The sequence below is a fragment of the Selenomonas sp. KH1T6 genome, assembly GCF_900108415.1.
GTDB lineage: Bacteria > Bacillota > Negativicutes > Selenomonadales > Selenomonadaceae > Selenomonas_B > Selenomonas_B ruminantium_A.
Map to the genome: position 1 here is coordinate 42,298 of NZ_FNWN01000011.1, position 21,441 is coordinate 63,738.

The 21,441-nt window shown below is 54.2% G+C and carries 21 protein-coding genes; 1 reads left to right on the forward strand and 20 read right to left on the reverse strand.

Annotated features, from left to right (window positions below):
• Complete coding sequence (locus BLW59_RS08420; protein WP_029544863.1) at nt 1-207, forward strand: hypothetical protein; 207 nt, start codon at nt 1-3, stop codon at nt 205-207.
• A 104-nt stretch (nt 208-311) separates the two neighbouring features.
• On the opposite strand, the gene BLW59_RS08425 is transcribed toward BLW59_RS08420, so the two are convergent.
• The 20 genes from BLW59_RS08425 to BLW59_RS08520 form a co-directional block, all read right to left on the reverse strand.
• On the reverse strand, nt 312-1,307 hold the full coding sequence (locus tag BLW59_RS08425) for a sirohydrochlorin cobaltochelatase (protein WP_074697443.1): 996 nt from the start codon (nt 1,305-1,307) through the stop codon (nt 312-314).
• Between the two features lie 123 nt (nt 1,308-1,430).
• Nucleotides 1,431-2,177 (reverse strand): RNA polymerase sporulation sigma factor SigH, encoded by a 747-nt coding sequence (sigH, locus tag BLW59_RS08430; RefSeq protein ID WP_029544867.1) that lies wholly within the window; start codon nt 2,175-2,177, stop codon nt 1,431-1,433.
• A gap of 173 nt (nt 2,178-2,350) precedes the next feature.
• Nucleotides 2,351-2,722, reverse strand: coding sequence for a RidA family protein (locus tag BLW59_RS08435; protein WP_074697444.1), 372 nt, complete (start codon nt 2,720-2,722; stop codon nt 2,351-2,353).
• Nucleotides 2,723-2,849: 127 nt separating this feature from the next.
• A complete protein-coding gene (locus BLW59_RS08440; RefSeq protein ID WP_074697445.1) occupies nt 2,850-3,008 on the reverse strand; it encodes a FeoB-associated Cys-rich membrane protein in 159 nt (52 codons plus the stop codon).
• Nucleotides 3,009-3,041: 33 nt separating this feature from the next.
• Nucleotides 3,042-4,937: a ferrous iron transport protein B gene (feoB, locus tag BLW59_RS08445; protein WP_074697446.1), complete on the reverse strand. Its 1,896-nt coding sequence runs from the start codon at nt 4,935-4,937 to the stop codon at nt 3,042-3,044.
• Between the two features lie 52 nt (nt 4,938-4,989).
• The gene (locus BLW59_RS08450; RefSeq protein ID WP_029544875.1) at nt 4,990-5,214 is read right to left on the reverse strand and encodes a FeoA family protein; all 225 of its coding nucleotides are present in this window, start codon (nt 5,212-5,214) and stop codon (nt 4,990-4,992) included.
• A 195-nt stretch (nt 5,215-5,409) separates the two neighbouring features.
• Nucleotides 5,410-5,892 (reverse strand): tRNA adenosine(34) deaminase TadA, encoded by a 483-nt coding sequence (tadA, locus tag BLW59_RS08455; RefSeq protein WP_029544877.1) that lies wholly within the window; start codon nt 5,890-5,892, stop codon nt 5,410-5,412.
• Nucleotides 5,879-6,166 carry a hypothetical protein gene (locus BLW59_RS08460; RefSeq protein ID WP_029544879.1) on the reverse strand — a complete coding sequence of 96 codons (288 nt, stop codon included), beginning with the start codon at nt 6,164-6,166 and terminating at the stop codon, nt 5,879-5,881. Before BLW59_RS08460 ends, tadA begins: the two co-directional genes overlap by 14 nt.
• Before the next feature lie 102 nt (nt 6,167-6,268).
• The gene (locus BLW59_RS08465) at nt 6,269-7,222 is read right to left on the reverse strand and encodes an NAD-dependent epimerase/dehydratase family protein (RefSeq protein ID WP_175463394.1); all 954 of its coding nucleotides are present in this window, start codon (nt 7,220-7,222) and stop codon (nt 6,269-6,271) included.
• Between the two features lie 40 nt (nt 7,223-7,262).
• Nucleotides 7,263-8,105, reverse strand: a complete 843-nt coding sequence (locus tag BLW59_RS08470; protein WP_029544883.1) for a metal ABC transporter permease — start codon at nt 8,103-8,105, stop codon at nt 7,263-7,265.
• Nucleotides 8,105-8,950: a metal ABC transporter ATP-binding protein gene (locus BLW59_RS08475; protein ID WP_029544885.1), complete on the reverse strand. Its 846-nt coding sequence runs from the start codon at nt 8,948-8,950 to the stop codon at nt 8,105-8,107. The genes BLW59_RS08470 and BLW59_RS08475 overlap by 1 nt, the downstream gene beginning before the upstream one ends.
• 18 nt (nt 8,951-8,968) lie before the next feature.
• Nucleotides 8,969-9,715, reverse strand: a complete 747-nt coding sequence (locus BLW59_RS08480) for an ABC transporter permease (RefSeq protein ID WP_029544887.1) — start codon at nt 9,713-9,715, stop codon at nt 8,969-8,971.
• On the reverse strand, nt 9,715-10,479 hold the full coding sequence (locus BLW59_RS08485) for an ABC transporter ATP-binding protein (RefSeq protein ID WP_074697448.1): 765 nt from the start codon (nt 10,477-10,479) through the stop codon (nt 9,715-9,717). The genes BLW59_RS08480 and BLW59_RS08485 overlap by 1 nt, the downstream gene beginning before the upstream one ends.
• Nucleotides 10,480-10,498: 19 nt before the next feature.
• A complete protein-coding gene (locus tag BLW59_RS08490; RefSeq protein ID WP_074697449.1) occupies nt 10,499-11,479 on the reverse strand; it encodes an endo alpha-1,4 polygalactosaminidase in 981 nt (326 codons plus the stop codon).
• Between the two features lie 19 nt (nt 11,480-11,498).
• Complete coding sequence (locus BLW59_RS08495) at nt 11,499-13,766, reverse strand: hypothetical protein (RefSeq protein WP_074697450.1); 2,268 nt, start codon at nt 13,764-13,766, stop codon at nt 11,499-11,501.
• Entirely contained in the window at nt 13,763-15,244 is a 1,482-nt protein-coding gene (pelG, locus tag BLW59_RS08500; protein ID WP_074697451.1) for an exopolysaccharide Pel transporter PelG, read from the reverse strand. The genes BLW59_RS08495 and pelG overlap by 4 nt, the downstream gene beginning before the upstream one ends.
• Nucleotides 15,232-16,671, reverse strand: a complete 1,440-nt coding sequence (gene pelF / locus BLW59_RS08505) for a GT4 family glycosyltransferase PelF (protein WP_074697452.1) — start codon at nt 16,669-16,671, stop codon at nt 15,232-15,234. Before pelF ends, pelG begins: the two co-directional genes overlap by 13 nt.
• On the reverse strand, nt 16,671-18,491 hold the full coding sequence (locus BLW59_RS08510) for a DUF2194 domain-containing protein (RefSeq protein WP_074697453.1): 1,821 nt from the start codon (nt 18,489-18,491) through the stop codon (nt 16,671-16,673). The genes pelF and BLW59_RS08510 overlap by 1 nt, the downstream gene beginning before the upstream one ends.
• A complete protein-coding gene (locus BLW59_RS08515) occupies nt 18,484-19,389 on the reverse strand; it encodes a hypothetical protein (protein WP_074697454.1) in 906 nt (301 codons plus the stop codon). The genes BLW59_RS08510 and BLW59_RS08515 overlap by 8 nt, the downstream gene beginning before the upstream one ends.
• Nucleotides 19,389-21,428, reverse strand: coding sequence for an NAD-dependent epimerase/dehydratase family protein (locus tag BLW59_RS08520; protein ID WP_074697455.1), 2,040 nt, complete (start codon nt 21,426-21,428; stop codon nt 19,389-19,391). The genes BLW59_RS08515 and BLW59_RS08520 overlap by 1 nt, the downstream gene beginning before the upstream one ends.
• Nucleotides 21,429-21,441: the final 13 nt, after the last annotated feature.

Consider the following 21,441-nt stretch of genomic DNA (forward strand, 5'->3'; position numbering starts at 1 on the left):
ATGACAGCACAGGAAATCGAGAAACTGGTGCAGGACAAGCTCAATGAGGCATACAAGGCCAACGAGCATCCCAAGAAGTTCTTCGTCACAGAGAACGGTCGCGGGGTAGTGGACGGCGGCGATATGTACAATGCCTTGCTTGAGGATGTGATGCGCGTAGTGCAGCAGGCCATGACGGAAGTCCTCAAAGAAGCTCTGAAGAAATAATCATTTCTTAACTGAAAAGCCCGGCGGGAGTCTTCTCCTCTGCCGGGCTTTTTTCATACATTTCATTTCATTTTTATTGAGGTTCTTTAAAGGATTGCCTTAGCTTATTTGGCCTCCAGGGCATTCCAGGCATCCTCAGCGCGCTGCACATAGAGGTCGCGGACAGCCTTGTTCTCGCCGATGCCGTGGATGTAGGCATCCACCTTGTATCCCTTGGACTCCAGGATGGACTTGTGGGAATCTTCCTCATCGCCTGCCATGTCGTTGTTGGCATGGTCGCCAGCCACCATCATCATGGGCATGAGAGTCACGTGCTTGATGCCGTTCTTCTTCAGCTTAGGCAGCACGGTCTCCAGGCTGGGCCAGCCTTCCACAGTGTAGACAAAGACGTTCTTGTAGCCCATCTCGTCCAGCTTGGCCTGGATGACTGAATAGTAGGCGTTGGAAATCTGCGGGGTGCCATGAGCCATGATGAGGATGGCATCTTCCTTCCCCTGCTTGGGGAACTGGGTAGCAAGAGCCTTGATGGTCTCAGCCACATCATCAGCCTGCTCTTCCTGACCCTGCCAGTACATGAGGGAAGTGCCGCAGGTCATCTTCTTGAACTTCTTCTTGTAATGATGGAACACGCCAGTGTTGTAGCTGTACTCCATGCCGGGAATCACATCCAGGCTCACCAGAGCCACGCGGGTGTAGCCCTCAGCCTTCAGCTGGTCCAGAGCCTGCTCCGGGGTGGGATAGGTGATGCCTTCATTGGCCTTCACGCGGTCGATGATGATGTGGGAGGTGAAAGCCGTGACTACCTTCACACCAGGATGCTTGGCCTGAATGGCAGCCACCGTAGCATCGATGGTCTTCTCACGAGTGTCTTTGAAGGTAGTGCCGAAGCTCATGACCACAATGGCATCCTTGTCAGCCAGATTCTTGAGTTCCGGGTTCTCATAGGAAAGCACGCCAATCTGGGAAGCTGCTGTCAGAGCAGGCGTTGCCGTCTTGACCTCCGGATTCAGCTGATAGGCAGCTTCCACATTGGGCTGTGCCATGCCGAAAGCGGCGGAGCAGGCCAAAGAAGCTACCAGCATTTTCTGCCAATTTTTCATGAAAAATCCCTCCATAAAAAATAAAAATGAAATATATGAAAAGGGCTTGCCCTGCTAAGAACAAGCCCTCAACATCAAAATCATGGCTTACAATCTGATATAGTAATAATAGCGATACCGTATTCAATCCTGCAAGCCATCATCCATAACGCCCCTCAGGCGCCTGTTGATGGAAGAAAGGCCTCTGTACACAGTGCTGATATCCAGGTCGTCTCCCCGGTTCTCCATGTACTTCTCCAGCTTGCGCTTCACCCGCTGCAGGGCGTTATCTATGGACTTCACATGACGATTCAGGTCCTCGGCAATCTCCTGATAAGACTTGCCATCCAGATAACTCATGAGCACCCGCCATTCCAAGTCTGACAGGATCTCTTCCATCTTCTTCTCTATATCCAGGAACTCCTCCCGGCTGATCACCAGTTCCTCCGGATCAGAGACTTTGGCTCCGGAAAGCACATCCAGGAGAGTTCTGTCAGAATCCTCGTCGTAGATGGGCTTATTCAAGGAAATATAGGAGTTCAAAGGTATGTGCTTCTGCCTGGTGGCCGTCTTGATAGCAGTGATGATCTGCCTGGTCACGCAGAGCTCCGCAAAGGCACGGAAGGAAGAAAGCTTGTCATTGCGGAAGTCACGGATGGCCTTGTAAAAGCCAATCATGCCCTCCTGGATGATATCCTCCCGGTCTGCACCAATGAGGAAGTAGGAACGGGCTTTTGCCCGCACAAAATTACGGTACTTGTTGATGAGATAGTCAAGTGCCGCCTTGTTGTTATTATCCTTGATCTCCAGCAGGACTTCCTCATCCGTGAGATCAGTAAATTCACTATAGGCATCTTCCAGTGCATTCTGCATAGTTGATTCTGCTTCCATCGGATGTTCCCCTTTACCTCAGGTGCCTCGTGCATCCCTTGCTATATCTATTGTTAGATAGATTCCAACCCTTCAATATAGAAAATTATACCATCAACGGAGACATAATTCAACATATCCGAAACAGGAAGGCTTAAATTCAGACCAGCAGTCTCCTTGAAAGCGCTTTGCCATCAAAGCACTGCCAAAGCCTCCACCTCGCACAAGGCACCTGCAGGCAGGTCTTTCACAGCCACGCAGCTGCGGGCAGGCTTGCTGATGAAGTGCCTGGCATAGACTTCGTTGAAGGCCTTGAAATCGGCAATCTCAGCCAGGAAGCATGTGGTCTTGACCACATGGCTCATATCCGTGCCGGCAGCCGCCAGCACCGCTTCCACATTCCTGCAACACTGCTCGGCCTGCTCCTCAATAGTCGTTGCCACGATTTTCCCCTCAGCGGGATTGATGGCAATCTGACCGGAGAGATAAAGAGTATTGCCTGCCTTGACGGCCTGGCTGTAAGGTCCCACTGCTGCAGGTGCTTTGTCGGTATGAATGATTTCCATAGTATACTCCTCCTGTATCTTACAAATGTCAACAATATCTATTTTAGCCTAAGATGTGGATATTTACAAGGTTACATACACAAAAGGAGAGGTTCCCCACCAATGCAGGGAACCTCTCTTTTTCACGTTATTTCTTTTCCATCCCATGGCAGCCACTGCAGCAACTACAGTTGCCGCCGGTGCTGCCACAGCAGTCTTCCTTGCCGTCACGCCAGTTGCGATACACATGGCGCACAGCGAAAAACAAAGCTACCGCCAGAACCAAGCCTACAATAAAGGTAGACATAATTGATACTCCAATCTATCCCAAAAGGGAAAATCAGAAGCCCAGCACCTTGCCAATCTGATAGACCAGCAGGGAAACGAACCAGGCCACCACAAACATATAGACTGCGGAGAAGCCCATCCACTTCCAACCGCCTGCTTCCTTCTTGATGGTACCAAGAGCAGTGACGCAGGGGGTGTAGAGCTGGGAGAACACCATGAAGGCAATGGCAGACAGAGCCGTGAAAGAAGTAGCCATGCCGGTCTGCATCATGGTCTCGGCAGCCTCTACGGCCTCCTCAGCCTCAGTGGAAACATCAGCAGCGCCATAGAGCACACCGATGGTGGATACCACAGCCTCCTTGGCCAGGATACCGGAGATAACGGCAGCACCGGCTTCCCAGGTGCCAAAGCCGTGGAACACGAAGAGAGTGGACATCCAGCCGCCCAGGGTTGCCAGGAAGCTTTCCTCAATCTCGCACATGCCCTCGGCATTGAAGTTGGACAGGAGCCATATCAGCACAGAAGCGGCAAAGATGATAGTACCGGCCTTGATGAGGTAGCCCTTGCCCTTGTCCCAGGTCTCCAGGAGCACCGTCTTCATATCCGGCATGCGGTAAGGAGGCAGCTCCAGCAGGAAGGTGGAACCCTCTTCCTTGAACATGGTCTCCCCCAGCACCTTGGCCACGATGATGGCCATGACCACGCCTACGATATACATGGCAAAGACCACATTGGCAGCGTCATCCGGGAAGAACATGGCGGCGAAGAGCGCCATGATGGGCAGCTTCGCACCACAGGTGAGGAACGGAGTGATGAGAATAGAAACGAGGCGGTCCTTGTTGGAATCCAGGGCGCGGGCACCCATGATGGCGGGCACGCCGCAGCCAAAGCCCATCATGAGGGGCATGATGCCCTTGCCCGTCAGGCCGCAACGGCGCATGATGGGATCCATGATGAAGGCGATGCGGGCCATATAGCCCGTGCCGTCCAGGAAGGACAGGCAGAAGAACAACACGAAGATCAGGGGCACGAAGGTCAGCACAGCACCCACGCCGCCGATGATGCCATCGGTGATGAGGGCCTGCATCCACTCAGCCACGCCAGCGGCTTCCAGGGTTTCCCCGGCCCAGGCCAGGAAGTCCTCATTGATAAGTTCATCCAGGGCATCAGCCAGAGGCTGGCCAATCCAGGTGAAGGTAATCTGGAACACAGCGTAGAGGATAGCCAAAAAGATAGGCAGGGCCAGCACGCCGTTGGCCAGGAACTTGTCGAACTTCTCGGAAGTGGACTGGCCCACGTTCCGCATATCAACAGCAGCATCCATGATCTGGTCAATCAGGGCATAGCGGGCCTCGATGACTTTCTCCTGCTTATCGCTCTCACTCAGGTCGCTGCGCTGGATTTCCTTGATTTTCTCGATATGAACCTTTACCTGGGGGCTGGCCTCATAGTTGCTCATAACGGTGGTAGTGAACACATCCAGCAGCTTCTTGGCGCTCTTGGAGCTGCGTCCCACGGTCTGCACCACAGGCATGCCCACCACTTCTTCCAGCTTCCTGACATCGATGCGGACGCCGCGTCGCTCTGCCTCATCCGTCATATTCAGATCGATGAGCAGGGGAATCCCCTGCTCCAAAAGCTGCACCGTCAGGAACAGATTGCGGGAGATGTTGGTGCTGTCCACCACATCCACCACCATGTCCAGGGTGTTGTGCTTCAGGTAGTCAATGACGATTTTCTCCTCCGGGGAGCGGGCGTTGATGCTGTAGGTCCCCGGCAGGTCTACGATGGAAATGGCACGGTCCTTGTGGCGGGTGTAGCCCACCTTCTTGTCCACAGTGACACCGGGCCAGTTGCCGATTTTCTGGCGGGCGCCGGTGAGTTCATTGAAAATTGTGGACTTGCCGGTGTTGGGATTGCCGGTAAGTGCTATTGCTATAGTTGACATTTGCTGCTTTCACTACTCCTTTGCGAATTGATTCCAACTTCCTGTAGGGCACTCAGTTAACCTGCTGTACCTCAATCTGCGCAGCGTCATCACGTCGCAAAGCCAGATTATAATAGCGGACATTGATGGCAATAGGATCTCCCAGGGGAGCCGAACGAAGCACCTTCACCTTCGTGCCCGGTATGAGCCCCATGGTCATCAGCCTTTCCTTCAAAGCTGAATCACCAATCTGCTGGATCTTGAGCGTCATGCCGGTTTTTCCATCCTTCAACGTCAAGAGAAACGCCTCCTTATTACATTGTTACAAATGATAATGAGAATAATAATGAGAATTAAATACAAGAATTATGATAAACTATCTCATTTTCATTGTCAATAGGTCAGATAAGAAAAAGTCAGATAATCAGAATACTGCAATAAAAGAGGGATAACCCTCCGATTTCTCAGAAAGTCATCCCCATAATTACCTTGCTTATTCAGCCTGTTTCAGCATTTTCTTCTTTTCCCGGCGCTCCTTGAAGAAGCGTTTCATGATACCGGCGCACTCCTCCTGCAATACCCCCGCCCGGATTTCCGGCCGATGGTTCAGGGTCTCGTTGCCTGGAATATTGAAGACTGACTCGCAGGCTCCCGCCTTGGCATCGGTGCTGCCATAGACCACCCGGTCCACCCTGCTCATGACAATAGCCCCTGCACACATGGGGCAGGGCTCTATGGTCACATAGAGGGTAAGGCCCGAAAGACGCCAGCGTCCCAGTCTGCGGCAGGCCTCCTGAATGGCGATAAGCTCCGCGTGAGCCGTAGCATCATGCCATATTTCCCGCATATTGTGCCCCGAGGCCACCACCTGGCCCTGCTCGTCCACAAGCACGGCACCGATGGGAACCTCCTCCAGCTCATAGGCTTTTTCCGCCTCCCGGAGGGCCAGCCGCATAAAATCTTCATCTGTTGCCATAAATTAGCTCCCTTGCTTTAGCTATATCCACCTGCATATCGTAATAAAGGGAATGAGTGGGCTTGGAGTTCAGGGTCAGGGCATAAGCCCTGGGCACCCCCGGCCCCCCGTCATTGTCTGGGCGCACTTCCTTCTGCATTTCCTTCTGCAGCATCTTGGAGAACTCCTGCTTCTTGCCCTTCTCCTCCTCATAGCCCTCTTTCCGCTTGAAGGAACGCCCTATATCCAGTTCCGTTCCCTTGACCCGGGTCACCCTTTCTATCCTTTCCAGCATCATCTCCACCTCCGAACCTGCATAGCGGCAAGAGATATCTCATGCAATATATATCGTAGAAAAATGCAGAAAGGTTAAGGAAAGATTGATGAATTTCACCAATTATTTCAAGCTGTTGCCCAACGCAGCGAACATGTCCCTCAAATTCCTCGTCGGATGCCAGCCCAAAGCCTGAAGTTTTGCTCCCGAGAGCCTGAGGCCCGTATCTGCTGCATAGCCATAGAGATTGCCCTCAGGAATATCCACCACGATCCGGCTGCGCCCCCCTGAAAGGACTTCTGCTGAAAGCTCCGCCAGTTCCCTTATGCTCATGGTGTTTTCTTCATTCACCACATTATAGGCTTCCCCATCCTGCCCCTTGGTCAGAATAGTCAGGATGCCTTCCAGCGCATCATCTATATCGCAGTAATTCCCCATGGACTTGCCCTCTGTGTGGAGCACGATATCCTCGCCTTTCATTGCCGAGCGGGCAAACTGGGCAAAGACACGGTTATCCCCCGGCAGTACCCCCCGCCCAAAAGTCTGGGCCAGACGGGCGATCTTCACATGGACACCATATTCAGCAGCATAGGCAGCGCAGATATTCTCCGCCATGCGCTTGCCCAAAGGATAGCAGCTCCGGGCTGCCAGGATATCCACCTGCCCTGCACCAGCCTCCTCCTCACCAGCCCGGTGCCCGTCCGGGCAGTCCAGGCTGCCATAGACCTCCATGGAGGAAACATAGACCATGCTCCTAAGCCCTGCCCTGCGGGCCAGTCCCAGTACATTCTGAGTAGCATTCACAATGCTGGCCGTCACCTCTGCCGGGTGATTGCGCATTTCGGCTGAAGCCGTGACAGCAGCACAATGTATGAGGTAGTCAAAGGAGAGATCCACGTCCTCCATGGCCTTGCTGTCCGTCAGGTCTGCCGGCACAATCTCAGCTTTGGCAGGAAGCATAGACCTGGCCTTCTCCACGCTGCGCACCAGGGCTACGACCTCCCGACCGGACTCTGCCAGCCTGTGCACCAGCATAGAGCCGATGTAGCCAGTGGCCCCCGTAATCAAGTATTTCATCTCACAAAACATCTCCCAACTTAGTCAGAGGGTGGCAAACCTATCTCACAAAATATGGCTTCAATAGCAAAGTCAGGAAGAAGAACCCTGCCGAAATAACCACAATAGCAGCACCTGCCGCCATGTTGAAATAATAGGCCAGGATCAGACCTGTTATACCTGCCGCCCAGGCAATCAGCACCGACAGCAGATGATACTGCTTCACATTGGAAGATACATTCCTGGCCGCCGCCGCAGGCAGTACCAGCATGGCATTGATGATGAGGATGCCCACCCACTGGATGCTGATGGATACAACCACCGCCAGGGTGGCGGCAAACAGGCTTTCCGCCCAAAAGGAATTGACGCCCCGGCTGCGGGCAAAAGAAGGATTGATGGAAAGCACCAGCAGTCTGTTGAAGAGAACGCTCCACACCACCAGCACCAACAGGAAAACCACCAGCAGTGCCCCAAGTTCCTCCGGGGCAATGCTCAGGATATCTCCTACCAGATAGGAGGAGAATTTATTGAAGCTCCCCCCATAGCTCATGATCATAAGGCCCACGGCAATGGCCATGGAGGAAAACACGCCTATGATGGTATCAGTGGAAGCCGAGCTCTTGTTCTTGATATAGGTGATAAACAAGGCGAACAGCACAGAAAAGACTATCAGGGACAGCAAAGGCGACACAGAACCCACTAGCACCCCTATGGCAATGCCCGTGAAGGCTCCATGCCCCAGAGAGTCAGAGAAGAAGGCCATGCGGTTGCTTACCACCATGGTGCTGAGCAGTCCAAAGAGCGGCATCACCAGCAGCACCGCCAGGAAAGCGTGCTTCATGAAAGTATGCCCTGCCCAGGCAAAGGGCAGGCAGGTGTCCATCAGGCTGTATATAGCTTCCATCAGTCCTGCACCTCCCTGCGCGGCCTGCCCGCATCTTCCGGATGAGCCGCCTCCACCTTGTGAAGTTCTGCCAGATTCTGTCCTGCCAGCATGCCGAAAATCTTCTGGGTACGGCTGTCGCCAAAGACCTCCTCCGGGGTGCCGCAGGAAACAACGCCCTTGTCCATGAGCACCACCTGATCGGCATGCCGGGCCACCATGTTGAGGTCATGGGATATCAGGATGATAGCCATATCCTCCTTTTCCCTGAGTTCCGCCACGATTTCATAGAACAGCTCCAGTCCATTCTGGTCAACGCCGGACACAGGCTCATCCAGGAGCAAGAGGTCAGGCATAGGGTCCAGGGCCAGCGCCAGCAGCACACGCTGCAGCTCGCCGCCTGAGAGGGCTCCCAGCCGCCTGTCGATAAGATGGGCCGCCCTCACCCTCTGCAGGCTCTTTTCCACCCGGCTGCGCAGGGATTTGCCCGGCCAGAACCAGACGGGTTTATCGGAGAGGCAGGCCATGAAAATATCCATGACACTGGTAGGGGCACTTACATCAAATCTCAGATATTGCGGCACATAGCCGATGAGAGGATGGCCTGTACGCTTCCCCTTGGCATCGACGTATTTCAGGCTCCCCGTATGGGGCACTTCCCCCAGGATAGCCTTCAGCAGGGTGCTCTTGCCTGCCCCATTGGGACCGATCAGGGCCGTGAGCTGGCCGCAGTGCACATGGATATTCACATGGTCGAAGATGTTGAGCCGTCCCACCTTCACCCCGAAATCTTCGATTCGCGTACAGCACAGTTTGGCACAGTCCTCACTGGAAGAGGCCCTGTGGTGCATGATATTCTTGAACAATTCTCTTTCCTTTCCACATCAAAGGGTAAGCTGCCTGAAAGCCCTGCGCCCCAGCCAAAAGCACAGGAGAGCATAGGCCGCCAGCACAGAAAGCGACAGCCAGGGCATGGCCTCCCCTGCCGACAGCGCCCGCAAGAGGGTACTGGTATGGGTCAGGGGCAGAAGCTCGATAAAATGCCGGATTCCCTCCGGCAAAGCCGCGGTCTTGAAGAAAGTGCCGCAGAGAAAGGACATAGGCAGCAGGATATATGTATTCACCTGGGCCATAGCCTCATAGGTACTGAGCTTCATGGCCGCCAGAAATCCGATTTCTGCAAAGACCACGCAGTTCAGTACCAGCACCAGGAGGAACAGCGGGGAAAAGCTCAAGTGCGCGCCAAACACGCCAGCCAACAGCAGAATGATGGCAGAAGAAATCAGCCCCCGCAGGACAGAAGCCAGCACCTTGCCAATGACAAAGGCATCAGGGCAGATGGGAGCAATGATATACTCTTCCAGGCTCTTGTGATAAACCCGCTCCGCATGGACAGGAGTGATGCTGTTGAAGCTGATGTTCATGGAGTTCAGCGCCAGTATGCCCGGCACCAGGAAGTCCAGATAACTGCCGCTCTCCACCTGAATGCTCCTGCCCAGACCCCAGCCAAAGGCCACCAGATAGAGGAGCGGAGCCACCATGCGGGAGAGGATGAACTTCACCATGCGGCGCTTCAGCACTATCCAATCACGCCAGAAGACAGTAATGACATCAGAGAAAAATCTTCCCATCAGGCTCCTCCCTTCCCTGTTTTCTCCTCGGTGAGTTTCAGGAACACTTCCTCAAGATTTGCTTCCTGGAAATTATCCCGCAAATGAGCAGGGCTGTCAACCGCTGCCAGTCTGCCCTTATTGAGGATAGCCACCCTGTCGCAAAGGGCCTCTGCCTCTTCAATATAATGAGTGGTGAGAAAAACCGTCACGCCCTCCTTCGCCATCTGACGCACCAGTTCCCAGATTTTCCTTCGCACCTGGGGATCGAGAGCCACTGTAGGCTCATCCATGAAAAGTATGCGGGGGCGGTGGATAAGCGCCCTTGCTATCAGCAGCCGCCGCTTCATGCCCCCTGAAAGGCGCCGCACTCCGTCATTTATCACCTCGGATAACTCCACATACTCCAACAGCTCTGCTATGCGCCGCTTTCTTTCAGCAGCAGCCAGATGGTGAAGCCTGGCATGGAGCTCCAGATTCTCCCCCACCGTCAGATCCTGATCAAAGTTCACGTGCTGGGGCACTACGCCAATCAGGCTTTTCAGCTCCAACTCATGACCCTCCAGTTCCACACCGTCGTAAAGTATGCTTCCGGACGTAGGCCTGGCCTGCATGGTAAGCATGCGGATGGTGGTGGTCTTCCCCGCCCCATTAGGGCCCAAAAGCCCAAAAACCTCACCACTACCTATGGACAGGTTAAGGTTGTCCACCGCCGTCTTAAAAGTTTCTTTCCCCGTCTTATCTTTATGGGGGAACTGCTTGACCAAAGATTTTATTTCTATCATTGCTGCCTCATGTGAAAAATCATTTTGCGCTCAGGAAGTAGTAATAAGCATCTATCACATCCAAGAAAGCGCCGTCAAAGCCTGCTGCCATGATCTTATCCAGATAGGAATCCCCGGAACCGTACAGCAGCTCCTTCCATTCCCTCCGCCAGTACTTGACCTTGAAATTGTTCTGCCAGTCCGGATTGGCTTCGTCCAGCCAGTCAGGCAGCTGCCTCTGCCACTCCTGCCGCCAATAATAACGGTATGTCTCTGCCTCACCTACACTCATATAGGCGTAGACCAGACGAGCTCCGCCGCCGTTCTTCTGCTTGAGCGAAGCGACCTCCTCTGCTGTCAGGGAGTCTTCCCCATAGAAAAGGTCAACGATCAGCAAATCGTAATCTGTTCCCCGCAGGGCTTCAAGATACGCCTCCCGGGAAGCAAAATTGCCCGGATTCAGGAGCACCAGATAATTCTTCACCTGATTGAGGCTTCTGATATCCTCATTATTTGCCCTGTGAGGAGCCTCCTCTGGCAGTTCATCCAAATCCCTGCGGAAAGAGGCCCAGGGGATATACCCCTTTTCTTCATTCAGTTGATAAGACTTCGCCGCCATATCTTCGGAATCCACATAGTCAAGACTCAAGACAGGCATTCCTGCCTGCAAAGCAGGGGCTAGTGCCTGATGAAAATACTTTGTGTCTTCTTTGGAAGTCTTTTCTGCCCTGCCCTTATCCACATCCCAGCGGAAATAAATGGACTCCGTCATGATGCCGTCCAAAGCCTGCAGGAGGCGCCCCACATTCTCACCAGTGTTGCCGTCCATCTCCAGGAAAAGCCCCGCCCCGCCATTGCCCAGGAGGCCAAAGCCAGGCTTCTTTTCCGCAGAATATGACTTCAGATCACAAATCAGATCCACCATGGCTGCAGGATAATCCACCGCCGGCTCCGCCTTGGAAGCAGCTGCCGCCCCCAGCAGGAGAGCCATGCCTGCTGCCACTATTTTCCATGCCTTCATGAAGGCCCTCCTTTATATTTCAGAATGAACGGTTATACATAAGCGCCAGACCCCAGCCGTTGTAACCGCGATGATGTTTTTCACTGATGACATATCGCTCCAGCCTTATTTCCAGATTATCCCTGTCACTTAATTTCTGCCCATAGGAAAGGGTAGCAGACAGCCTGCGGGGCGAGAACAGATAATTCTCCTCCGACTCCAGTCCCCGCGTGCTGTAGCGATAGAGATTGCCCTGTGCCTTCTGGTAATTCAGCATCAGCTGCACATATTGCCCCTTCTCCCACTTATGCCGCCACCCCAGGCCGAACTCATGCCAGCTGAGGGCATCATTATAGGGATGCTCCCCGCCATCAAAGTAAAAGGCACTGCCCTCCCTGCTGTAAGCCGCATAAGCCTGCCAGGAATCTGCAGGCGTCATGTCGTGATTGTAGAACCATCTGGCCCCAAAGCCATCTCCATCACGATATTTAGAAACTACATCGCCATACTGGGTGGTTTTGCCACTGTGAGTATAACCTGCCTTGATGGTGTACTGGTCCTTTTCCCCGGCATAAAGATAGCTGATCTCCGGCACCAGCTGATTGCCAGGAGAGATTTTCTCCCAGGCCTCAAGGCCCTCACCATTTGTGTACTTTACCTGGTATTCTCCCCGGAAAGAATAGCTCAGCCTGGCGGCCACACTTTCCTTTTCGCTGAAGCGATGACGCACTTCCACAGCAGGAGTGAAAATAAAGCCGTTGTTGAAGGAGGTATACTTTGCCAACCCCTCTGTCAGCTGGGAGTTGACATGGGCCTCCTTGCCCGTGGGCACGTTGATGCCAAGTTCATAATGCACTTCATTTACAGGGTGGTCATTTTTTAGAGTGACCGTCAGCTGGGTATCCGTCATGCCAGTCACCTTGTCATGACCCTCCTGGTGTCCGGAACTGGATACCACATAACCAAAGTTCACGCCAAAGTCGTACTTCCTGGTACTATTGTAAAACTCCTGCCCCAGCACCAGCTGATGTCCATGCTCCGGGCCATGCCAGCTGTAGTATTCCAACCGGCTCTGGAAGGAACGGCCCTCGCCAAAGTGCTCCAGCTCATATTGAGCTTTTCGCACATCCTCTCCTGCGTCCGCATGGTATTTTTCGGCCTCCAACAGTCCCTTCTCTGCCTCTTCCTGCCATTTCTCCGCCTCTGCCGCATCCTGTTCGCTCTGAACAAGATCTGCTTCCACATCAGCCTGCTGCTCAGTGAGGTCCTTCACCAAATCACGTGCTTCTTCCTCCGCTGCTTCCGCCTGATCCCGGGCAGCCTCCAGTTCGTCAAGGTAAGCATTCATTTCATCCAGGAAGGCGTTCTCCTGCTCAAGAGCATTACTGATTTCTTCCAGACGGCTTTCATAGGCAGAGGCATTGTTATCCGAAACGGGATCTTCCACATTCACGCCAGCCACCATGGCCTGGACTTCTGCAATGCGGTTCTGCTGCCAGTCCACACTTTCCCAGGCCTGCTCGATGCGGGCTGCCAGCTCGTCCACCTGTCCTGCAACGACCTCATAACGGGCAGCATATTCACCAGCAATGCGGTTCTCCTCAGCAGACAGCTGCTGTACAGAAGCCTCCTGAGCAGAAATATCAGGCAGGTAGTCTGCTACTGCCTGCTGGCATGCCAACGCCAATTGAGTGCGCTGCTCACTTTCCAACCTGGCATCTTCCAAGGCAGACTTGATTTCCTCGAGATGCACCTTGGCGGCTTCCAGGTTCAATCTGGCCCGCATCAGCCCTTCATTTGCTTCCTCTCTGTTATTTTTGGCTTCAGCCAGGGCGCGCTCTGCCTCCAGCAGATTGTTCTGGGCGTTTCTCAGGCTCCGCTCTGCCTCCCGATAATTGATAATCTCCTCTCTGGCATTGCGCAAAGCCTGGAACTCTGCAGGAACGTCATGCATGGTGGAAAGTGAGGAAGCCTCCCCCAGGCCAGATGCAGCAAAGAGCAGGCTCAGGGAGAATGCACCAGCAGCCGATGGCCTTTGGGCCTCCCGCTTCAGTCTGAGGCGCTTCCTGGTCATGCGGAAGTTCTCCAGCGGATCTGGTACAACCGCCCGCCTCCTTTCCTCCCGCAGTTTCCGCAGCCGCTTTCTCGACATACGGAAAGAGACAGGCGGTTCCAGGACTATGGCGGCCCTTTGGCTTTCCCGCCTTTTTCTGAGCCTCTTCCTGCTCATGCGGAAAGAGGGTTCAGAGGGTTCTGCCGGCTCCCTGTCCTCTGCCAGCCTCCTGCGCTTTTTCCTGCTCATCCTCATTTCCGCTCACCTCCCAAAAGCTCCAACTCCACATACTTCTCACCGTACAGCCACAGGGCCAGTTTCGTAAGCGGCCCCTGCACCGGCTGGTAGAACATAGGCTGGGAGCAGAAGACAAAATAATTTATCCGCTGGCTGAAATGGCTCAGCCGCCAGAAGCCAAAAGCAAAGCTGAGAAGGCCTGCCAGGAAGAAAGTGAAACCATAGCTGTCCGGCCCCAGGAACCACAAGCCCAAGAGGCCCAGCACAAGATTGCTCAGGCAGAAGCAGGCAGAAATCCTCAGCACATCTTTCTGATAATCAAAATAAACCATAAGAATATAAATCAGCTGCAACAGCCCCGTAAAGAAGGCTCCGAAAAGTATCACGTTGTACATATTCACCTGGGCATAAGTGATGCCCGCATTGCTCAGTATATAATTTCCCAGCACCAGGAACACCAAAGTAGACACCAGCTGGAACTCCACGATATGGCGTATTTCGAACCACAGGGTATGCAGAAGGTCTTTCCTGGCATCGTCAATCTCCCGGAAATTGCCCCGCTTGGTGATATGAGTGAAATACACATTGTACCGCTCATAGAAAGCCGTTTCCACAGATACCACGAACAGCATCATCAGGGGCAGCACGGAAATAAAGGCGAAGAAGGTCACCACATCATACACCGGCGCAAAGCGGAAAGTCCCGCCAGCCACGGTGCTCCATGGCCCCTGCCAGATGATGATATTGGGCAGGAAGATGCCCAGCATATAGCCAAAGGAAATGAGGAACAGACGCCAATGCCTCTCCAGATAAGGCAGGAAGGCGAAGTTCTGCCCCTCTGGGGACAGGCCGAAGTAGTCCACAATATGCAGCAGGAACAGCAGCACCACTAAAGTCATGCCCACATCCACCGCCAGCAGGCCGCACTGTTCAGCCGGCAGCAGCTGCCAATGAAGGAAGGCCCAAGCGAGGAAAATGGCCAGCATCACACCAGTCAGATAGCTCAGCAGCAAGCCCTTGAACTTTTTCACAGCCGACAGATAGACACTCTCTGCCCAGGCCAGCAGCAACAGGGCAAAAAACAGATAAGACAGGAATTTGGTCACGAAATCCAAAGGCTTGTCCCAGAAAAAGGCCAGCGATACTGCCGCCCCCAGCACCGTCAGGATGGAGCCCAGACCAAAGAAGGAGGCGGTCACATCCTCATAATGATGCACTGACAGGCAGTCAGCCAGATATCTCGTAAGCACCATGGTAAAGCCGCTGGACAGTACCTGGGAAAAGACAAAGGCATACACCACCGCCCCCACGAAAATCTGACCGGCTTCCTCCCCTATTTCGTAATAAGAGAACAGCATCTGCACAGCCAGCACCATGCCCGTCATCAGGGCAAAAGGTCCGGCAGTGATGATGGCAGAATACGAATAAGCCTTTACATGGCCCGTCATGGTTCTCGCCTGGAAAAGTTTCCTGAGTTCAAAACCTACCCCTGCCATCTTGCTCCTGCCTCCCCGGCTTCCTTGTAAATCTGCTTGTAACTCTCTATGAATATGTCATAAGTATACATCCTGCATACCCGCTCGTAGCCAATGCGGGCCATTTCCCTGCGCAGCGGGTAATTCCTGGCCAGCCGCAGTATTTCCCGGGACATGGCTTCAAAATCCATGGGCGCCACCACGGCTCCCGCAGTGCCCAGCTTGTCATCGGAAGCACCGTAGATAAGCTCCCGGCAGCAGCCCACATCCGTAGTGACGAAAGGCCTATGGGCCGCCTGCCCCTCCAGCACCGCCAGGGGCTGCCCCTCGCTGATGCTGGACAGCACCATCAGGTCCATCCTGGGAAGATACTCTGTCACCTGCACGGAGCCGGTGAAATGGACATCTTCCATCTGCAGCATTTCCACCGTCTGCATACACAGGTCATAGTACTCCGGGGATTCTTCCACATTGCCCATGACATAGAGTTCCGCATCCGTCATTTCCTGCTTGACCAGGAAGAAAGCCCTCAGCAGCGTCACCACATCCTTGATGGGCACCACCCGCACTACTGCCCCAATACGGAAAGGCCCATCATGGTCCTCCACTTCTGGTATGTCCTTGAAGCGCTCCAGTCGTATGCCATTAGGCACTACTCCAATCTTGGCCGGGTCGCAGCCCAGATCCATTTCCACCTCCGCATTATGCTCAAAGAGGGTGTAGACCCTGTGAGCAGAGGTGTAGGACAGCTTGGCCAGATTGTAGAAATACTGGATCCAGACAGACTTGAAATCGCCCTTGGCCCAGTCGCTCTTGATGATTTCTGCCTCCCGCTCCCGGGAATAGATGCCATGCTCCGTGATCAGAAATGGCTTGTGGTAGACTTCCGAAGCCAGCGCCCCAATGACGCCGCAATAACCCGTAGCCACGCTGTGGTACACATCCGCCTCGGGCAGTTCCTGCTGCAGCAAATAGAAAAGGGGCAGCAGCATGGAGCGAAGTGTCCAGAAAAACTCCGTAAAGGGCAGATAGCTGTACTTTTCCTCGTACACTCTCTGAATCACATCGAAGAAATCGCTGGTCATGAAAATCCCCAGCATGCCCTTGAAGCGCCTGCCCCCGCGGAAGATGGAGGCCAATTCCTTGATGTCGATGGGCTTCTGTCCCACCACCAGATCATATAGCACCCGGCATTCCTCAGGCGTGAGCACATTTTCTTCCATGCCGTGGGATTTGAGCCCCAGGATTTCGTCCAGGAATTCCTCCTGTATGCCCACCACATTCGGGGGGAACTTGTACTTGAAGCAGCCCCTGTCTTTCTCCTCTGCACCAATGGAGTAGAGGAAGAACTCATGCTCCGGCATGCCCGCCATGAGCATTTGCACCCAGGAAGAAACGCCCCCCACCACATATGGGTAAGAACCTTCCACCAGCAGGCAGATTCTCATCAAGGCTCCTCCTTCCAATAAATCACGGACTTGGGCTCTGAAGCCTCCACAAGATAAGCTTCGTCGCCAATCTTCGTGACCTCCGCCCCCTCAGCATGATCCAGCACCTTGCCGCTGCGCAGTATGAAGCGCAGAGGCTGACGGAAATTCCAGCAGGTGAGAACCAGCTTCTCCTTTGACCGCTCCACCCGGTAGTCCATATCCAGATAATCATCAAAGGCCAGAGCCGCCTCGGAAGCTGTCATGGGCTTCAACCAGCTGTAGCGGGTGGTGATTTCGCCCATGTACTTCTTGAACCCCTCAGCCATATCCGCCCAAGTAAGATGGGCGCTTTCCTCGTAATAAAGCTCATCCGGGTGGACAAAATGGGAAAAGCAGCCCATGTAGTTCATCATGCTGATATCCTCGTAGAGGGCCTGGCCGTTTGGGGAGTACCCCGCCGTGGTGCGGGGCATCTCATAGAGGCCGTTCTTTCGCTCGTAGTCCTGGATATAGGCCCTGGAAGCGTAGGGACCATCAAAGAGTGAGGAAAAGATATCCACCTCCGGGAAGGCCTCCCGGATGGCCTCCTTGCCCTCGGGGCTGAGGATATCCGAAGGGGGCACATAACAGCGGAAATGGTACTGTGGATAGGCTTCCGTGATATAGCGGCGCAGTTCCTTCATCGCCTCCAGCATATCTGCCTGACTTTCCCAGGGCACATAGTCCAGATCATCCAGCTGATAGCTCTCTGGCGCCAAAGATTGGTGGTTGTAGCCGTGTATGCCCAGTTCCCCCCCCATATCCAAAAGCTCCCTGCCGTAGATGATGAGGTTGTCCCGGGCAGTGCGCCCCGTCAGAGGCTTGAAGGGTCCCTTCACCTGGTCGCCATAAGACTCGATGATCAGCCCCGTGTACTTCAGGCCGAACTCTTCAGCGCATTCCCGCATGTAGGGCCACCAGACATTGCGGTAGAACTCCGGCGTGCTGACCCCCAGTTCCTCATAAATGCGGTCAAAGTTTCCCTCCGGCACAGGCGCAGGGAAATCGTCGATATAAAAGACCTTGTAGCCTAACACAGGATAGATAGTGTCCTCCCCGCAGTGGTTGATCAGGGAAATCAACAGGCCGATATTGGTCTTGTCATCCCGGACAATGCCGTCAAAGACATAGTATTTCCCCTGCCCCAGCTTTTTCTCCCACAACAGCGGCTCCCCTTCATAAGAAGCTATATGCACAGCGGCCTCCGGCTCCAGCTCCACCAGTGTGGTATTGCTGCTGTAGGCCGTATCCCCAAAGGCATAGCCCTTGCCCCCCACCAGGAAATCCGTGGGCAGGCTGATCCCCTTCACATCCCCCTCCCCCCGCAGAGCTTTGATGCCTATGGGGGCCAGATAGGCAGGAGTCAGGCCGCCGTCATTAATGCTCTCAGGCCGCATCATGCACACAGCTGTGCCGCCCTTTTCCACATAGGACCTGATTTTGTCCCAGGATGCTACCTTATCAAGATACCCGGTGGCAATCAGCACACCGCGGTAGGAGGAGAAATCCTCCAAACTGCTGTCCCCAGCCAGAGCGTAATAATGATCCTTCTTCTCCTGATCCAGCAGCCACTCCAGACGGTGACGGGCAAAGACGCTGGACACATCGTGATTGTCGTAGATGATGAGATACCTGTCCCTGCTGCTCTCCTGCTCCCCATCATTCTCCAGCTGGGGCAGCCGGGGCAGGATGTTGGTCTCACCGCCGAACTTCAGGAAGCCGTCCATCCTGATGAACTGAAAGAAGGCCGCCAGCAGGGACACCAGCACACATAGCAGTACAATATACCGCTTATCCAACTCTTGCCGCCCCCTTATCCCAGAATCGAATCACCCTCAGAGCCTCCGGAGAAAGCTCTATGGGCAGCGCCTTGAGTTTTTTCAGGCACTCCTGCAATTTGTCCGGCTTCTTCCAGGCCACGTAAAGAGAAATAAAGCTAAGATACGGTTCCTCTGCCCGAGGATGCCTGTCCAGGAAATCCTCACAGACCTGCTCAGCCCCGGGGTAGTCCGGCAGCTGCAGCAGCTGCTCCACTTCCTCCTGATAGTATTCCTTATTATCCGCCGCCAGCCTGGTAAGCCTGTCCAGAATGCCCACATATAGCTCCTGCTTCTTCCGCCAGGTCACATGATCTATGAAATTCTTGTTGCCCATGTATTCCTTCAGCAGCCCAGCATACTCCTGCAGCAGAGGCAGATCCTCCTGCTGCTCACCCTTCAGCACCTTGGTCTCACGGTCAAAAAGCTCTCCTTCCAGATTCTCCATGCGGGAAGTGAGCATAGACACGGCATAGTAGGCAATCTCCCTGTCCTTATCGTGCATGGCCATGCGCAGGATCTGCTGGTTCTCCACCAGGGACTGCTTGATGCTCTCCGTGAAGAAATGGCGCTTCTGCAGCTTGTCCTCCACCAGGAAGGCATCATTCAAGGGCACCACATCCTTTTGCACCGGCACCCCAATGAAGAAAGCTTCCCCCATTTCCTCCTCCTCAGCCTCGTGCAGATCCCAAAGCTTCAAGACACTGCCTGTCAGCTTGAACAGGCAGAGGATGACCAGCCCCGCCACAGGCACGCATAGGACAATAGCCGCCTCAGCCACAGCTCTCAGCCTGGTCTTGCCCCTGAGGTTCAGGAAAAGAAAGAGTCCTGTTGCCAGCAAATGCGCCAGCAAAAGTATCGTCCAGTCCAGCCCAGCCATCAAAGCATCTTCTCCTCCCGCACTGCCGTGACACCTTCCCTGGCCAAACGTTCCATCACCATAATGCAGACCTTATCATCCGCATCAGGCAGCAGGATGTATATCCCCCCCTGATGCTCGCCTAAGAAATCCTCGTTCCTGGTCACCTTGCCGCAAATGCTGTCCAATTCTTCGTAGCTGCGGCCTTCCCGGGAAACTTTCAAGATGCCAAGGGGCATTTCCCCCTGCAGCCTGCGGCGTTCCATAAGCTCCTGCAATATTTCCCTGAAAGCTTCCTCCCGCAGGATCCTGGTGCCACTGTAGTAGCGCTTATCCTGGGCCTCGGCTTCATACTGATAAGCTCTGCCCATGGAGGCAGAAATCAGCCGCATAGTGATGGAGAACAGGTTCTGATGATAGAGGCTCCACTTGTTGAAGTCCAGTCCAAAGAGCTCCACCACCCCGATAGCCTCCCCCTGATAGAGGATAGGGGCCGCCAGATCTGGCGTATCCTTCACCAGTTCCCGATTGACGTAGACATTTTTCTCCGCAATCAGGTTCTTCAGATAATCATGCTCTTCCACTCTCAGCGACCTCGGCTGCTGAAAGGCAAGGCGCCCCTTCCTCACCTTCTGCCTCAGGTAGTATCCATCTTTGCTGAGGACATAGACGGCAATATCTTCAACCCCCATGACCTGGGTGGTAACTCCGGCGGCCTGGGTGAAAAGATTCTCTGTTGCTACACTGTCCAGAGAACGGATGATCCTGTACAAGCGGCCTATGCTGTCATCGGAATTCACAATCTGGCGATAAAGCCTGTCCTTCACCACTACGCACTCATCGTAAAGAGAGCGCAGGAAATCATAGCGCTCCCGGGCCTGCTCCGCATGCCACTCATTGCTCTGCCTCTCAAAAGCCCTGGCATCGGCAAAGTAGCCGGTAACGACCGCCACGAAAAGATAGGCCACAAAGTGCAGCAGATGCTCAGGCATATACATGAGCGCCACTGCATTTGCTCCTGCCCTGAGGAGCACGCCCAAAAGTATGACAGAAGAAAACACCATGGCAATCAGGGACTGGCCTTTGCCGTAGAGTATGCCCATAGCTCCGATATAGGCAAAATTCAGATCGAAATAAATAGCAGGATTGACAGTAGTGCCGCCTTGGAAATGAGCAGCTATTGCCATCAGCAGGGCGCCGGCAAGATTTTCCGCATAGGGAACTAATTTTTCCTTCCATCCCCGCAGCTGATTGATGCGCCTGTCCCGACGGGCTGACCTTTGCCACGACTCGCCCTCATCCTGCAGTGCCTCATAGGCCATGGCCAGTCCGTCCTTCAGGCTGTACCTGGGACTCCAGCCGATTTCTGCCCGCACCAGGCTGCTGTCTGGCAGCCTGCCTCCGAAGGAAGCCTCACTTACAGACAAGCTTAAGGGCTTTCCCGTCACCTCTCCGATGGTTCTGGCCAGTTCTTTGGCGCTGACGGGCTGGCCGGTGACGATATCCAGCGACTCCCCTGCAAAATCACGGGCGATGGTCCTGAAGATGGCATAAGCCCCATCATCCGCATAGAGGAACTCCCTCTTCTCCTCTGTTTCCATGAAGCCCGTACGGCTCTCTCCCCGCCGGGATGCTTCCAGCCAGTCAGCTGCCAGCCCGTCCTCCGGCGCAGCTCCCGGACCATAGACTTCCGGCAGGCGCAGGAAGGAAACCGTCATCTCGCCCCCCCGCCAGGCGGAAGCGATCTTCTCTGACAGCTCCAACCGTGCCTCAGGCATTTCCAGGGATTCAAGCAGGTAAAACCGCCTCACACCATGCTCACGGCACATGGCCAGTATTTCATTCAATTCAGGCGCCCAGGACTTTGGCTCCGCCTGACTGTCCAGCACATAAAGCACCACAGGCACATTATGGATGCGGAAGACTTCCTCCGGAGCTGGGAAATCCTTTGTCAGGACGTAAAAATCCCAGCCCTCCTTGGCAAAGAGCCGCTGCAGGGTATCCTGCCAGAAAACCTGCCTGCCCGTCAGCAGCACCTTTTCATTCAGCTTGCCTGCCACAAAAATTCAACCC

Bases quoted from the DNA above. Each gene is read 5' to 3' on its own strand.
- BLW59_RS08420 (WP_029544863.1), top strand. From the start codon at position 1: ATGACAGCACAGGAAATCGAGAAACTGGTGCAGGACAAGCTCAATGAG.
- BLW59_RS08425 (WP_074697443.1), bottom strand. From the start codon at position 1,307: ATGAAAAATTGGCAGAAAATGCTGGTAGCTTCTTTGGCCTGCTCCGCC.
- sigH (WP_029544867.1), bottom strand. From the start codon at position 2,177: ATGGAAGCAGAATCAACTATGCAGAATGCACTGGAAGATGCCTATAGT.
- BLW59_RS08435 (WP_074697444.1), bottom strand. From the start codon at position 2,722: ATGGAAATCATTCATACCGACAAAGCACCTGCAGCAGTGGGACCTTAC.
- BLW59_RS08440 (WP_074697445.1), bottom strand. From the start codon at position 3,008: ATGTCTACCTTTATTGTAGGCTTGGTTCTGGCGGTAGCTTTGTTTTTC.
- feoB (WP_074697446.1), bottom strand. From the start codon at position 4,937: ATGTCAACTATAGCAATAGCACTTACCGGCAATCCCAACACCGGCAAG.
- tadA (WP_029544877.1), bottom strand. From the start codon at position 5,892: ATGGCAACAGATGAAGATTTTATGCGGCTGGCCCTCCGGGAGGCGGAA.
- BLW59_RS08460 (WP_029544879.1), bottom strand. From the start codon at position 6,166: ATGCTGGAAAGGATAGAAAGGGTGACCCGGGTCAAGGGAACGGAACTG.
- BLW59_RS08465 (WP_175463394.1), bottom strand. From the start codon at position 7,222: ATGAAATACTTGATTACGGGGGCCACTGGCTACATCGGCTCTATGCTG.
- BLW59_RS08470 (WP_029544883.1), bottom strand. From the start codon at position 8,105: ATGGAAGCTATATACAGCCTGATGGACACCTGCCTGCCCTTTGCCTGG.
- BLW59_RS08480 (WP_029544887.1), bottom strand. From the start codon at position 9,715: ATGGGAAGATTTTTCTCTGATGTCATTACTGTCTTCTGGCGTGATTGG.
- BLW59_RS08485 (WP_074697448.1), bottom strand. From the start codon at position 10,479: ATGATAGAAATAAAATCTTTGGTCAAGCAGTTCCCCCATAAAGATAAG.
- BLW59_RS08490 (WP_074697449.1), bottom strand. From the start codon at position 11,479: ATGAAGGCATGGAAAATAGTGGCAGCAGGCATGGCTCTCCTGCTGGGG.
- BLW59_RS08495 (WP_074697450.1), bottom strand. From the start codon at position 13,766: ATGAGGATGAGCAGGAAAAAGCGCAGGAGGCTGGCAGAGGACAGGGAG.
- pelG (WP_074697451.1), bottom strand. From the start codon at position 15,244: ATGGCAGGGGTAGGTTTTGAACTCAGGAAACTTTTCCAGGCGAGAACC.
- pelF (WP_074697452.1), bottom strand. From the start codon at position 16,671: ATGAGAATCTGCCTGCTGGTGGAAGGTTCTTACCCATATGTGGTGGGG.
- BLW59_RS08515 (WP_074697454.1), bottom strand. From the start codon at position 19,389: ATGGCTGGGCTGGACTGGACGATACTTTTGCTGGCGCATTTGCTGGCA.